This window comes from Deinococcus sp. KSM4-11 (genome assembly GCF_004801415.1).
GTDB lineage: Bacteria > Deinococcota > Deinococci > Deinococcales > Deinococcaceae > Deinococcus.
In genome coordinates, this window is record NZ_SSNX01000011.1 from 1 (window position 1) to 13799 (window position 13799).

The following is a 13799-nucleotide window of genomic DNA, read 5'->3' on the forward strand; positions in this document are numbered from 1 at the left end:
GATGGTGCCCACGTTCACGTGGGGCTTCGTGCGCTCGAACGTTCCTTTCGCCATGTTCTCTACTCCCTCCAAGCGGTGGGGTCACACACCAAAACGGCCCTTTGATCGGGTTTCCCCCGCGCATACCGCAGGGTTCTGGTGGGCATCCCACATTGGGTTGGTTCTCGCCAGGGCGGTGTCCCGCCATGCTGGCACGCTGCGCCGGAACTCCAGTTCCTGTTGAGGAACCGTGCGTAAGCGGTGAAGCTCACGACGCACCGACTAATGAGGGTACAGGATTTAGCGTGGCCATGCAAGCCAAGCATCGTGTGCCCTTCGCGTCACACCCATTTCATCGACCAAAGCGCCGGCGCGATGTCCAGATCTGGCGGACACCTCGCTTGCTTCCGCTGAGCCTAGGGCCGGTTCGTGTAAGCGACCACGGAGCGGTCGAAGGCTCCGATCAGCATCACAATCCCGATCACCGTGCCGACCGGGAAGAGGAGAAGGCTGAGCACCGCGATCACGATGCTCGATACGCGGCCCCAGCTCCGCCCCTCCATCACCGCGCGACGGGTGTAATAGAGCCACAGAATCAGCCCCGCCGTGACGACAAACGAGATCCATAAGGTCACCTGAATCTGCTCCGGCGTGAGCTGGATCGGCGGCAGACCCGACGCGCTATTAAGCTGCGCGAGCATTTCATTGAGCGCTCCACCGGAAAACGGCACGGTCAGCAGGGAGATCGCGTTGTAGACCAGCCCGATCAGCAGCGGCACCGTCAGGAAGGCCAGGCGGGGCGGGCGCACGACGGGTTCAGCGGGAGGGCGGGGGGTGGAGTTGTCTTCAGGCCAGCTCATCGCCCCCACAGTACCCGACTGGCTTCCCGCAGCGGCCCGGCGTGAACCAAACCGAAAAAACCCGCCACGAGGGCGGGTCTTTCAGCAAGAAATATGTCCTTACTTCTTCATCAACTGCTGCGCGATGTTGTTCGGCACCTGGCTGTAGTGGTCGAAGAACATGCTGTAGCTGGCGCGGCCCTGCGTCATGGAGCGCATGTCGGTCGCGTAGCCGAACATCTCGCTCAGCGGCACGAAGGCCTTGACGATCTGTGCGTTGCCACGGGCTTCCATGCCCTGGATCTGACCACGGCGGCTGTTCAGGTCGCCGATGATGTCACCCATGAAGTCGTCGGGCACGGTGACTTCGACGCGCATGATGGGTTCGAGCAGCGCGGGGGCGCCCTTCTGGACGGCTTCCTTGAGCGCCATGCTGCCGGCGATCTTGAAGGCCATTTCCGAGGAGTCGACTTCGTGGTAGCTGCCGTCATAGATGGTGACTTTCATGTCCACGACCGGGAAGCCCAGCATGGGGCCGGACTGCATGGCTTCCTCGATGCCCTTCTGGGCCGGGCCGACATACTCGCGGGGCACGGTGCCGCCCACGATGGCGTTCTCGAACACGAAGCCCGCACCGGGTTCCAGCGGCTCGGCCTTGATCTTCACGTGACCGAACTGACCACGGCCACCGGACTGACGGACGAACTTCCCTTCGACGTCCACCGCGCGGGTGATCGTCTCGCGGAAGGCCACCTGCGGCGCGCCCACGTTGGCTTCGACCTTGTACTCGCGCTTCAGGCGATCCACCAGGATTTCCAGGTGGAGTTCACCCATGCCCGCGATGGTCGTCTGACCGCTTTCCTGATCCGTCTCGACGCGGAAGGTGGGGTCTTCTTCGGCCAGCTTCTGCAGGCCCACGCCCATCTTTTCCTGGTCGGCCTTGGTCTTGGGCTCGATGGCGAGCTTGATGACGGGCTCGGGCACGTCGATGGATTCGAGCAGCACGAGTTCGTCGCCGTCGCCAATCAGGGTGTTGCCAGTGCCGGCGTCCTTCAGGCCGATCACGGCCCCGAGTTCCCCGGCCTTGAGTTCCGTGGTTTCCTCGCGGCTGTTGGCGTGCATCTTCAGCAGGCGGCCCACACGTTCACGCTTCTCTTTAGTCGCGTTGTACACGTAGCTGCCGGACTGCAGGGTGCCGGAGTAGATGCGCACGAAGGTCAGGCGGCCCACGTAGGGGTCGGCCATGATCTTGAACGCCAGTGCGGCCAGCTTGCCTTCGGGATCGGCGGGGAACTCGCGGGTTTCCTCGGTGCCTTCGATCTTGCCCTTGATGGCGGGGACTTCCAGCGGGTTGGGCAGGTAGTCCACGACTGCGTCGAGGAGCAGCTGCACGCCCTTGTTCTTCAGGGCGCTGCCGCACAGCACCGGGAAGATGCGCTTCTCGATGGTGCCCTTGCGGATCGCGACGATCAGTTCCTCGACGGTCGGCTCTTCGCCTTCCAGGAACTTCATCATGACGTCCTCGTCCACCTCGGCGGCGGCCTCGATGAGCTGGGCGCGCATCTCGGCAACCTTGTCCGCGTACTGGGCGGGAATTTCGCCGACCTCGATGTCGGTGCCCAGATCGTTGGTGTACGTGTGGGCCTGCATCCGGACGATGTCGATGATGCCCTTGAAGTCGTTCTCCTGGCCCATCGGGTACTGGATGGGAGCCGGGATCGCGCCGAGGCGTTCGCGGATGTCCGAGAGCACGAGTTCGAAGCTCGCGCCGGTCTTGTCCATCTTGTTCGAGAACGCGATGCGGGGGACGCCGTAGCGGTCGGCCTGGCGCCACACGGTCTCGGACTGGGGCTCGACGCCCTGGCTGGAGTCGAACACGGCGACCGCGCCGTCGAGCACACGCATGGAACGCTCGACTTCGATGGTGAAGTCCACGTGGCCGGGCGTGTCGATGATGTTGACCGTGTACTCTTCGCCGGTGCCGGAGTGCTTCCACTTGGCGGTGGTGGCGGCGGCCGTGATGGTGATGCCGCGCTCGCGCTCCTGCTCCATCCAGTCCATGGTGGCGGCGCCGTCATGCACCTCGCCGATGTTGTGGGTGCGGCCGGTGTAGTACAGGATGCGCTCGGTGGTGGTGGTCTTGCCGGCATCGATGTGCGCGGCAATCCCGATATTGCGGAAGTGGGTCAGATAGCTCTGGGCTTTGGTGGTCATAGGACTCCCTGATGGTGAACCGCTCCGGTGCTGAACACCGTCACGGATGCTGACTTTGGAGCTGGGCGGAACGCCGACGGGCAGCCTCGCCCCTGTTCCCAGAGTTCATCCCGTTCCACTCCGCACCAATCGGAACTGCGCCGCTTGCTGCTCCGTTTCACGGGACGCACTCTATTCCCTACTCGCTTCGCTCGGGCCTGACGGCCAGGATTACCAGCGGTAGTGCGCGTAGGCGCGGTTGGCTTCCGCCATGCGCTCGATGTCGTCCTTCTTCTTGATCGAGCCGCCACGGCCCTGCGCGGCGTCCATGATCTCGCCGGCCAGACGCTCGATGGCGGTGCGCTCGGGGCGACCTTCCACGGCCGTCATCATCCAGCGCAGCGTGAGGCTCTGCTGGCGGCGCACGCCGACTTCCACGGGTACCTGGTAGGTGCTGCCCCCCACGCGGCGGCTGCGGACTTCCACGCGCGGCTTGATGTTGTCATAGGCCTGCTTGAAGATCTTCAGGGACTCCTGGCCGGTGCGCTCCTGCACGAGCTTCATGGCTCCGTAGAAGATGCGGCTGGCGAGGTTCTTCTTTCCGTCCTGCATGATGCGGTTGATCATGGCGCTCACCAGCACGTCCTGGTAGACCAGGTCGGGCAGGATGGGGCGCACTTCAGCTTGACGACGACGTGCCATGGTTCTCTCCTTGGTGCTCTACACGCCCGTATTCAGGGGCGGTTCAACTGCTTCACTGGCATCACCCCTGTGGGGAAAGGCCGCTCACCGTACGGCTGTGGCGGGATTCATGCTCCCACGCACGCTGATGGGTTACTTCTTCTTGGCACCCGCGGCGGCCGCGCCGGCCTTGGGCTTCTTGGTGCCGTACTTGGAGCGGCTCTTGTTGCGATCCTTCACGCCCTGGGTATCGAGGCTGCCGCGCACGATGTGGTAGCGCACACCGGGGAGATCCTTGACACGGCCGCCGCGGATCAGCACGACGGAGTGTTCCTGCAGGTTGTGGCCTTCGCCGGGGATGTAGGCGGTGACTTCGAAGCCGCTCGACAGACGCACGCGGGCGATCTTACGCAGCGCCGAGTTCGGCTTCTTGGGCGTGGTGGTCTTAACGACCGTGCACACGCCGCGGCGGAAGGGGCTGCCCTTCAGGGCAGGAACCTTGCTCTTCTTCTGGAGGGTCAGGCGACCCTTGCGGAGCAGTTGCTGGGTGGTAGGCAGGGTGAATCACTCCTCAACGTTGCCCAGGAACAAACCTGGACGGAAATGGCGGGGAAGGAAGTCCGCCCACGCGTACGGGGCTGGACTGGGTTGGCTTCGGGGATGGCTGACCGCTGCCAAAGGGGCATGGATCAGGCCGGGAGGTCGTCACGCACCGCGCCACACAGACCGTCAGCATCGGTTGTCGGGGGTGGTATGAAGAAAAACGCCGTGACGCAACCCAGAGTCCGGGCCGTTTTCAACCTTCCCATGATACCCGCTCTTCCCCCAGCGCGCAAGCCCAGTGTGGAGGTGCGCGCGGTGGTTGCGACCTGCTGAAGCTGTGCTACACTCCCTTTCGCCCATCACTTACCCCGCGCGGAGAGGTGCCAGAGTGGTTGAATGGGTCAGTCTCGAAAACTGAAGTATGGGCAACTGTACCGTGGGTTCGAATCCCACCCTCTTCGCCACACACGGACGCCCCGGTCACCCCGACCGGGGCGCTCTGTTTTGACCGCCGATGGAGCGGGGGCACCAGGATTTCACGCCGCCACCTGTCTGACGCAGGCCGTCTCCGTGGCCGCCCAGATTTCTATAGACTTCCTCAAGACGAGCCGCTTGACGTCACGCCCCACCGCCCCACATGCCTGACACCCCTTCGCCACTGGAGCAGCGCCTGCAGCAGATCCGGATCTGGATCGTGGTGGTCGCCAATCTTGCCTACCTGCTCTACACGGTGCTGACCACCGTGGTCGGCCCAGACGCCTTTCACTGGGGGGATCTCCTGCATGGCGTCCACCGCACGCGGTACTGGGGGGGCTTCCTGACGCTGGGTGGTCTGCTGGCCGTGTGGGCCTGGCCGGCGCGGGTGCGGGAAATCTACCTGCCGTACGTGGCCACCCTGCTGCTGGTCAGTGTGGCGGAGGTGGTGAGCGTGGTCGCCAGCCGCACCATGCCCTTTCATCTGGCGCTGTGGTTGAGCGCCAACATGGCCATCGTGTTCCTGGTGTACGGCGCGCGGGGCGGCCTGCGGGCCTTCGCCCTGATCATGGTCGTGATCCTGGCCGCCCTGGTGTACACGGCGCCGATCACCGGCAACCTGCTGGCCGACTGGCTCACCACCCTGATCGTCATGACGGTCTCCGGGGCCAGCAGTTACCTGCTGATGACGCTGATCGAGAACAACATGCTGGTCAACGAACGCACCATCGAGGAACTCCGCACGGCCCGCATCGACCTGGTGACTGGCGTGCCGGGGCGCGCGATCACCGAACAGGCCCTGGAGCGGTCGTTGCAGAGTGCCCTGGCCAGCGGGCAGCCGCTGAGCGTGATCATCAGCGACATCGACCACTTCAAGAGCGTGAACGACCAGCACGGCCACAAGCGCGGAGACGAGGTGCTGCGCGCCTTCGCGGCCCGGATCGAGCGGCAGGTGCCCCACGGTCAGGTGGGCCGCTGGGGCGGAGAGGAATTTCTGATCCTGCTGCCGGGGTACGCCTACGCCACAGCGCGGGATCTGGCAGAGGCCCTGTGTCGGTCTGTGAAGGCGGAGGCGGTCGCGGGGATCAGCATCACCGCCAGTTTCGGCGTGTCGTGCCTGACCGACGATATGGCGACCACCGAGTCGCTGTTCACGGCCGCCGACTCGGCCCTGTACGCGGCCAAGCGCAGCGGCCGGAACCAGGTCGCGTAGGCCCGCGTTTCAGGGTGGCGGCTCCGGGGTGGCCTGCAGGATCAGGAGGCGAGCGCGCAGCACGGCCGCCCGCGTCGCCGCGAACACGACCGCGCCGTGTGCCTCGCGCCGCGCCTCGAGGTTCAGGGGCAGGTACAGCGCGTCGTACAGGGCCTGTCCGGCCTGGGCGAGCTTCACGAGTTCGGCCCGCCACGCGCTCTCGCCCGCCGGACTCCACGTCCAGGGATCGGTCTCGTCGGTCAGGAGGGCGTGCGGGTCGCTGAGGTGGGCGGCCGTGAATTCCAGGGTGTGGCGCAGGTGCAGGGCCACCTGGGCGGGCGCGGCGAGGCCCGGCGCCGGTGGCGTGCGGGCCTGCTGAACCGTGAAGGCATGCAGCGTGTGCAGCAGGCCCTCGCCCCGCGCGCTGAACAGTCCGGTCAGGCCGTCCGGGCCGTACAGCACTTCCCGCAGGCTGTCGCGCAGCAGTTCCGGCATCAGAGCTGTTCGGTGGGCCGCACCAGCAGTTCGTTGATCGCCACATGGCGGGGCCGGGTGACGATATACGTCACGGCGTCGGCGATGTCGTCGGCCTGGAGGCGTTCAATGTTCCTGAACCGCCGCTGCATGGTCGCCAGCACCTCGGGGCGCAGATGCGTGGGCAGTTCGGTCTCGACCGCGCCGGGTTCTACCACCGACACGCGCACGAACCGCCCGGCGACCTCCTGGCGCAGCCCCTCGGTGAACGCGGTCACACCGAACTTGGTGAGGTTGTACACGGCACTTCCGGCCCGCGCGACCCGCCCGGCCACCGAGGAGATGTTCACCAGATCGGCCACCTGCCTGGGGCCGTCTTCCGCCGCCTTCAGCAGGTGCGGCAGGGCAGCGTGGGCCACATACAGCAGGCCCTGGACGTTCAGGTTGACCATGCGTTCCCATTCCTCCAGCGGAGCGTGTTCCGCTGGGCCGAGCAGCATGACCCCGGCATTGTTCACGACCGTGTCGAGGCGTCCCCACTGCGCGGCGGCCTGCGCGACCGCGTCCAGAGCGGCCGACCGGTCCGTGATGTCGGCCGCGATGACCAGGGCCTCGCCGCCCTGCTGCGTGATCTGTGCGCCCAGGGCGTCCAGCCTCTCCTTGCGCCGTGCAACCAGCACCACGCGGGCGCCCTGCGCGGCGAGATGCCGGGCCGTCGCCTCGCCGATGCCGCTGCTGGCCCCGGTGACCAGGGCGACGGTGCCGTTCAGAGGGGGTGAAGTCGTCATGCCCAGCATTCTGCGCCTGAACGGTCAGCGGGGAGGAGGAACAGCGGCCTCGTCCGGGCCGGCACGTTGGACGGCATATAGAACCGTGAGGTAGTGCTCGGACGTCGTGCCGCCCTGGTCGTCCACCAGCCGCGCGATTTGCGCCAGCTCGTCGGGCCGGTCGGCAAAGTTCGGAAAGGTGGCGAACAGGGCGCGAACCTGATCCGTGGTCATCTGCTGCGACCAGCGGAACAGGGCGTGCCGGGGGTTCCCGAAGACACCTCCCTGCGTCAGTTCCGCTACGCGATCCTCTCGGTGCAGGGACCGGGGCGGATCGGGGTGGTGCATTCCCCACTGCCGGGTCAGGCGATCCAGGCCGACGCGGAAGGGCGTGTGAATGTCCGGATCACCGAACTCCGTCCACCACACGGCCAGCCAGCCTCCGGGCCGGAGGGCGGCCGCCAGGCGCGGCATCATCCGCTCGGCGTCCAGCCAGTGGAACGAGGTGGCGGCCACGCACAGGTCGTACGCCCCCTCCGGCAGGGGAAGGTCGTGGGCATCTCCCACCCAGACGTGCAGCCGGGGATCCGGCAGTCGCTTCTGCAATTCTCGCGCCAGAGCGGTACCGACCTCCAGGGCGTCGATCCGGCGGACGCCACGATCCAGCAGGTCTTGGGTGGCCTGACCGCTGCCCGGCCCCAGTTCCAGCACCCGGCTGTCGGCCCGCAGGGCGCCCCACGCCCGAAGCTGGTCGAACAGCGCCGGCGGGTAGCCGGGACGCGCCGCGCTGTACAGCGTGGCCACCCGGTCGAAATGCAGGTGCCGGGGACGGTCAGGCATGGGCGCAGGATAGGGCGGTGACCGCGCCGCTAGGCCACCATGCCGATGCGCCCAGCGCGGCGCCTCCCCTACCGTGGGAGCACGATGATCAAGCTCTTCAAGTGAATGCACACGTTCCGCAGGCAGCCTCTGTTTTAAACTGAGGCCAATGCCAGAACGTATGCCCACGCTGCTACGCGGACGATGTCCGGGTGGCCTGGAATGCGTTGGATTCAAATCTCACCCTCTTCAACCTATAAGGAAGTGACTCCACATCGATAAAGTGCATGGCAACACCTCGGGTCTGCGACCCGCACAACTGAAATCCCTCGGCAACCTGTACCGCCGCCGCATCGAACCCGGCCGGGTCGGATCGCCCGAACTGGCCCGGAACCTCGCGGAACTGTCGAGCGACATCCGCCGCGAGGTCGGCGTGCTCATCGACCGGCGCGGGCGCGTGATCTCGGTCAGCGTGGCCGACGCCAAGGGCACCGAGTTCCCGGATCTGCGCATGGGCGAGAACCGCCTGGCGGGCTTCCACCTGCTGCACACGCACCCGCGCGGCGGGGCCCTGAGCAAGGGCGACCTCTCCACGCTGTTCCTGCGGCGGCTGGACGCCGTGAGCGCCGTCGAGGTGCGCGACGGTGGGCAGCCGGGGCTGGTACACACCGCGCACCTCACGCCCCCCGGTACGGTCGGCGAGGAGGAGGACTGGCGTATCCTGCCCCCCGTGCCCGCGTTCCAGATCGACGAGTTCGACCTGGGCGCGCAGGTCACGGCGCTGGAGCAGGAAATCGCCCGCGCCGCCCGCACGCGGGAATCGAAAAAAGACCATGAGCGCGCCATTCTGGTGCAGATCGACCAGGGTGAATTCGATTCCGAAGACCGCCTGGACGAGCTGGCCGAACTGGCCCGCACGGCCGGCGCGGAGGTCGTCCACAAGGAACTGGTCTACCGCCGCAACCTGAAACCCGGCACGCTGGTCGGGGCCGGGAAGCTGGAGGAACTGACCAGCAGGGCGTACCACCTGGACGCGGACCTGCTGATCTTCGGGCAGGAACTGGGGGCCGCCCAGGCGCGCGAGATTGAGGCCGCCACCGGCCTGAAGATCATCGACCGCACGCAGCTGATCCTGGACATCTTCGCGCTGCACGCGCAGGGTGTGGAATCCAGGTTGCAGGTGGAACTGGCGCAACTGCGGTACATGAAACCCCGCCTGCTGGGCGCGGGCGGACAGCTCTCGCGGATCGGCGGGGGCGGGGGCAGCGCGGGCGGCGGGGCCATCGGCACGCGCGGGCCGGGCGAGACGAAGCTGGAGCTGGATCGCCGCCGCATCAACGACCGACTGTCGTTCCTGGAAAAACAACTGGAAAGCGTGGCCCAGCGCCGCGAGGAACGCCGCAAGACCCGCGAGCGCAACGCCGTGCCGGTCATCTCGATCGTGGGCTACACCAACGCGGGCAAGAGCACGCTGCTGAACGCCTTCACGCACGCCGCCGAGGAACCGAGGCGCGTGCTGGCCGAGAACAAGCTGTTCGCCACGCTGCGCCCCACGTCCCGACAGGGCTACCTGGAGGGCATCGGGCCGGTGGTGCTGACCGACACCGTGGGCTTCATCCGCGACCTGCCCAAAGACCTGACGCGGGCCTTCCGGAGCACGCTGGAGGAAATCGGGGACGCGGACGTGCTGCTGCATGTCGTGGACGCCGCTGCCCCAGGCGCGGATACCCGCCTGGACGCCGTGAACCGCATTCTGGAGGAGCTGGGCTTCCGGGAGATGCCCACCGTGATCGCCCTGAACAAGGCCGACGCCGCCGATCCGGACGTGCTGGAACGCGAGATCGAACGCACCGAGGGCGGCATTCCGGTCAGCGCCCTGAAGAACCTGGGCATCCAGGCCCTCAAGGACGCCCTGATCGACGCCGTGGCCCTGGTGCAGCGCACCGAACTCGCGCAGCGGGAAGAAGCGAAGGAACTCGCCGCACAGTACCGCTGAGCACGGTTCACGCGGGGCAGAGGCGACACAACTCGCCTCCGCCCTTCTTTTTGGGGATGCACAGTCAGAACACCGGTGACAGGGTGGACGGATGACACCCGCCTGGACAGCCAGCACCCACCGGCCCCCGCCCGTCCCTGCCCGGTGAGCGGGCTGAACCTCCGCCGGGCGCTGCCTGCGGAACGTGGTGGGAATGTGCGAGGCTGGCACGCGATGTTCCGTTCCGTGGTCGCCTGGGGGTACCTGCTGCTCGTCGGGGCCGTGTGGGCGCTGTCGGAAGGAGTGGGCGAGCGCACCCTGCCGACCACGCTGCTGGTGTACACCCCGGCGCTGGCGTGGCTGGCCCCTGCCCCGCTGGTGCTGCTCTGGACCGTGTTCCGACGGCGGGGCGTGGCGGTGGCCCTGGCGGGTCTGGTGCTGGCCGCGTGGGGCGCGGGCCTGCTGCACTGGCGACCACAACAGGACAGCCCGTTGCGGGTGCTGACCTTCAACGTGAAGCGTGGGCAGGACACCACGCCCCAGCGGCTCGGCTCGCTGCTGCGCGGCGCGGATGCGGACGTCATCCTGCTCCAGGAGGCGAACTTTCAGGAAGTGACCTTCGGCGACGAGCTGCTGGCAAACCTTCCGGGCTACCGCATGGAGCGGGCGTACGAGACGACCATCCTGACACGCCTGCCGGTTCTGTCGTCGCGCGACATGAACTACCCGTCCGACTGGCGGGAGGTGCTGATTACGAAGGTGCTGTGGCGGGGCCAACCGCTAACGGTCGTGAATGCCCATCCGGGGCGCCTGAAGTTCGGTGACGCGCTGAAGGGGGATTTCAGCCTGCTGCGGCCGAGTCTGGCCACGCGCGCCGGGCAGGTGCGAACCGTGCTGGACGTCGTGACGGCCGAATCTGGCCGGCTGCTGCTGGGTGGAGATCTGAACACCCCGCCGCGCGGCCAGACGTACCGGGCGTTTGTGCAGGCGGTCGGGCCGGACGCCTTCGACACGGCCGGACGCGGCCCGGGCTGGACGTTTCCCGAGCTGTACGCCCGGATCGACCACCAATTCGCGCGCGGCCTGACGCCCACGCGGGCACGCGTGCTGAACGTGAACCAGAGCGACCACCGGCCTCTGCTCGTCGAGTACCGCTGATGCCCTGTCTCCAACATAGGAGGTCAACTGTGCCACCCACGCACGGCCTTCATTTCAGACGTGGTGACGGCAGGACGACCGAGCCAGCGTGAAGGCGCCTTCATGGCCCTGTGCTCCGGCCGACCCAAGGTCGCGGCACAGTGACGGCATCCCAGTCCCTGGAGGTTGCCCGCATGACCGACGCCTACGACCGCCCCCCGGCTCCGGCCACCGAACCCACCGATGTTCCCGCGCCCCTGCCCGAGCGCATGCCCGGATCGGGCGACAGCGGCCCTGTGATGGATCCACCCGTGAATCCGGATACGCCGGGAATGCCCATTCCTCAGCCCAGCGATAACCCAGACACGCCCGGCCTGCCCAGCCCGACGCCCATGCCAGCCATGTGAATTCAGCCGGGTACGGTCAGAGGGTGTGGCCGTATTCCTTGAGCCAGTCGCGCTGCCTGCGGTACCCAGGCAGCACCTGTTCCACGAGGGCCCAGTAGCGCCGGGAATGGTTGAATTCCAGCAGGTGCGCGGCCTCGTGCACGGCCACGTAGTCCAGCACGTCCAGGGGCGCGCGGCTGAGTTTCCAGTGCAGGCGGATATCCCCCTGCGCGTTACAGCTTCCCCAGCGGTACTGGGCACCGCTGATCTGCACCCGGCCGAGCTTGGCTGTGGCGTTCAGCCGGGCAGCGGCGCCCAGCACGAGCTGCTGGTAAGGGGGCAGGCACACCCGGCGCGTCCAGCGTTCAACACGCCTCGCGGTGTCCGCTGAAGAGCCGGGCGGGATCAGGAGATCGCCTCCCTCACGCCTCGCGAATCGCAGGTCGGGCACCATCTTCAGGTTCAGCGTCTCTCCCAGGTACAGCAGCGTGCCGCCATCCTCGAAGATCCAGGGACTCATCGGGCGGGCGGCGTACTGCTCCAAGTGATGGGCAATCCAGTCCCGGCGGGCGTCCACGATTTCCCGCAGGGTCACCAGCGGCACGCGGGCGGGAGCGTAGAGCGTGATCTCGCCGGGCCGCACCTGCAGGCCCACCGTGCGGCGGCGCGGACTGCGCCGGATCTGCACGGGCACTCCAGAGATCGCCCAGGTGTCCGTCATCGCGCCCAGCAAAGCAAATCCTGCCCGGCTCTGCTGGAACTCCGTTCACGTTCGGGCCTCATGAGACGTGGCGCGCCGGCTTCCGCCTGACGCGCCACGATCCTCACCACCGTTCAGAGCTGGTTGTACGCCACGCTGAAGGTATCGCACTGGTTGGGATCGCCCGACTTCAGGCCAGTGGTCAGCCACTTCACGCGCTGCTGGCTGGTGCCGTGCGTGAAGGAATCCGGCACGACGCCGCCCTGCGCCTGACGCTGGAGGTTGTCGTCCCCGATCGCCTGCGCGGTCTTGATGGCCTCCTGCACGTCCGTCTGGGTGAGGTTCACCTGCGACTGCACCTTGTTGGCCCACACGCCCGCAAAGCAGTCGGCCTGGAGTTCCATCCGCACGGAATACGAGTTCGATTCCGCTTCGCTGCGCGCGGCCCGCTGCTTGCGCTCCACCTGATCGGCGATGCCCAGCTCGTTCTGGACATGGTGGCCGACCTCGTGCGCGATCACGTAGGAGTACGCGAAGTCGCCGCCGCCGCCCAGCTGGCTCTTCATCATGGAGAAGAAGCTGGTGTCCAGGTACACCTTGTTGTCCTGCGGACAGTAGAACGGTCCGACAGCGCTGTTCGCAGTCCCGCAGCCGCTCTGGGTGCCGCGCGTGTAGAGCACCAGGGTGGGGTTGGTATACGTGCGTCCCGCCTGCTTGAAGATGCTGCCCCACACCACATCCGTGCTGCCCATAATCTTCTTCACGAACTGGTACGACTCGTCGGTCGCCGGCGTCGTCGTGCCCGATGGCGTCTTGGGCTGAGTCTGCGGCTGGGTCTGGGTCGTGCCCCCATCGCCGCCGCCCAGGATGACGCTGGGATCGATACCGAAGAACAGGGCGATCAGGGCGATGATCAGGCCCCCGATGCCGCCGACGGCGATGCCGCCGCCAGGCAGACCGCCCGATCCACGCCGATCCTCGACGCTGCCGCCGCTGCCAGGAAGATTTTTCCAGTCCATAGGGGGTACTCCTTCGTGTGGCCGCGCCCACGGGTCCAGACGCTGCGGACAGACCCGGCTCCTGGCGTGGCTCTGGGGGCATTGTAGGTCGGCACCGCTGGCCGCGACCTGAGGCTCCCTTTAGCCTCGCCGCAGCAGCGACCTTCCCACATGGACGACCACGGCGCCCACGGCCCCCAGCAGCAGGCCGTTCACGAGTCCGGTCGAGGTGGCCGCCTTGCTCTCCGGAGCCAGCAGCAGCGCCAGCAGTCCGTCGGCCCCCATACCGATGCCGATCAACAGCAGCAGCGTGGTCAGCCCCAGGCCGAGCGGCACCCACCCCTGCTCCCGGCCCGTCCAGCGCCGCCAGCGCGGAGCGGCCAGGAGCAGCGCGCACACGCCCCCCAACGCCAGATACACCGCGCCGAAGCTGCGACCCATGGGATCGGCTGTGACCAGGGCCACCCCGGCAAGCACGACGAACGCCGCGTACCCCACCAGCGCGGCGGGCTGCGCCGGGCGGGAGGGCAGGACGACGCTTCCAGTCACGAACAGCACGGCGAGAACCGCACCCGCCAGCACCCCCAGGAGTTCGCTCAGGCTGTCCATGCTGCTGCTACGGCCCGGCCCGCACCCCGGTTC

The 13799-nt window shown here is 67.1% G+C and carries 14 protein-coding genes and 1 tRNA gene; 5 read left to right on the forward strand and 10 right to left on the reverse strand.

Going from position 1 to position 13799, the window contains the following annotated elements:
• Window positions 1–395: 395 nt before the first annotated feature.
• The 4 genes from E7T09_RS20575 to rpsL all read right to left on the reverse strand — a co-directional run bounded on the left by E7T09_RS20575 (window position 396) and on the right by rpsL (window position 4250).
• Entirely contained in the window at window positions 396–839 is a 444-nt protein-coding gene (locus E7T09_RS20575) for a hypothetical protein (RefSeq protein WP_136391087.1), read from the reverse strand.
• A gap of 99 nt (window positions 840–938) precedes the next feature.
• Window positions 939–3032 carry an elongation factor G gene (gene fusA, locus E7T09_RS20580; protein ID WP_136391088.1) on the reverse strand — a complete coding sequence of 698 codons (2094 nt, stop codon included), beginning with the start codon at window positions 3030–3032 and terminating at the stop codon, window positions 939–941.
• A gap of 210 nt (window positions 3033–3242) precedes the next feature.
• Window positions 3243–3713: a 30S ribosomal protein S7 gene (gene rpsG / locus E7T09_RS20585; RefSeq protein WP_136391089.1), complete on the reverse strand. Its 471-nt coding sequence runs from the start codon at window positions 3711–3713 to the stop codon at window positions 3243–3245.
• A gap of 132 nt (window positions 3714–3845) precedes the next feature.
• Window positions 3846–4250: a 30S ribosomal protein S12 gene (rpsL, locus tag E7T09_RS20590; protein WP_103312519.1), complete on the reverse strand. Its 405-nt coding sequence runs from the start codon at window positions 4248–4250 to the stop codon at window positions 3846–3848.
• A 359-nt stretch (window positions 4251–4609) separates the two neighbouring features.
• Here rpsL and E7T09_RS20595 point away from each other — a divergent pair.
• Window positions 4610–4699 (forward strand) — tRNA-Ser (locus tag E7T09_RS20595).
• A 173-nt stretch (window positions 4700–4872) separates the two neighbouring features.
• Window positions 4873–5922 (forward strand): diguanylate cyclase, encoded by a 1050-nt coding sequence (locus E7T09_RS20600; protein WP_136391090.1) that lies wholly within the window; start codon window positions 4873–4875, stop codon window positions 5920–5922.
• A 9-nt stretch (window positions 5923–5931) separates the two neighbouring features.
• On the opposite strand, the gene E7T09_RS20605 is transcribed toward E7T09_RS20600, so the two are convergent.
• Genes E7T09_RS20605 through E7T09_RS20615 form a run of 3 tightly spaced genes read right to left on the reverse strand, consistent with a single transcriptional unit; the run spans window position 5932 to window position 7982 of the window.
• Window positions 5932–6396, reverse strand: a complete 465-nt coding sequence (locus E7T09_RS20605; protein ID WP_136391091.1) for a hypothetical protein — start codon at window positions 6394–6396, stop codon at window positions 5932–5934.
• A complete protein-coding gene (locus E7T09_RS20610) occupies window positions 6396–7163 on the reverse strand; it encodes an SDR family NAD(P)-dependent oxidoreductase (protein ID WP_136391092.1) in 768 nt (255 codons plus the stop codon). Before E7T09_RS20610 ends, E7T09_RS20605 begins: the two co-directional genes overlap by 1 nt.
• Window positions 7164–7187: 24 nt before the next feature.
• Window positions 7188–7982: a class I SAM-dependent methyltransferase gene (locus E7T09_RS20615; RefSeq protein WP_136391093.1), complete on the reverse strand. Its 795-nt coding sequence runs from the start codon at window positions 7980–7982 to the stop codon at window positions 7188–7190.
• A 262-nt stretch (window positions 7983–8244) separates the two neighbouring features.
• Here E7T09_RS20615 and hflX point away from each other — a divergent pair, with 262 nt between their 5' ends.
• From hflX to E7T09_RS20630, 3 genes are all read left to right on the forward strand, one after another.
• Window positions 8245–9957 carry a GTPase HflX gene (gene hflX / locus E7T09_RS20620; RefSeq protein ID WP_205747063.1) on the forward strand — a complete coding sequence of 571 codons (1713 nt, stop codon included), beginning with the start codon at window positions 8245–8247 and terminating at the stop codon, window positions 9955–9957.
• 213 nt (window positions 9958–10170) lie between these two features.
• Window positions 10171–11094 (forward strand): endonuclease/exonuclease/phosphatase family protein, encoded by a 924-nt coding sequence (locus tag E7T09_RS20625; protein ID WP_136391094.1) that lies wholly within the window; start codon window positions 10171–10173, stop codon window positions 11092–11094.
• Window positions 11095–11267: 173 nt separating this feature from the next.
• Window positions 11268–11480 carry a hypothetical protein gene (locus E7T09_RS20630; RefSeq protein ID WP_136391095.1) on the forward strand — a complete coding sequence of 71 codons (213 nt, stop codon included), beginning with the start codon at window positions 11268–11270 and terminating at the stop codon, window positions 11478–11480.
• A 16-nt stretch (window positions 11481–11496) separates the two neighbouring features.
• On the opposite strand, the gene E7T09_RS20635 is transcribed toward E7T09_RS20630, so the two are convergent.
• The 3 genes from E7T09_RS20635 to E7T09_RS20645 all read right to left on the reverse strand — a co-directional run bounded on the left by E7T09_RS20635 (window position 11497) and on the right by E7T09_RS20645 (window position 13766).
• Complete coding sequence (locus E7T09_RS20635) at window positions 11497–12180, reverse strand: M48 family metallopeptidase (protein ID WP_136391096.1); 684 nt, start codon at window positions 12178–12180, stop codon at window positions 11497–11499.
• Window positions 12181–12293: 113 nt separating this feature from the next.
• Window positions 12294–13178 (reverse strand): neutral zinc metallopeptidase, encoded by an 885-nt coding sequence (locus tag E7T09_RS20640; RefSeq protein ID WP_136391097.1) that lies wholly within the window; start codon window positions 13176–13178, stop codon window positions 12294–12296.
• Window positions 13179–13298: 120 nt separating this feature from the next.
• Entirely contained in the window at window positions 13299–13766 is a 468-nt protein-coding gene (locus E7T09_RS20645) for a hypothetical protein (RefSeq protein ID WP_136391098.1), read from the reverse strand.
• Between the last annotated feature and the right edge of the window lie 33 nt (window positions 13767–13799).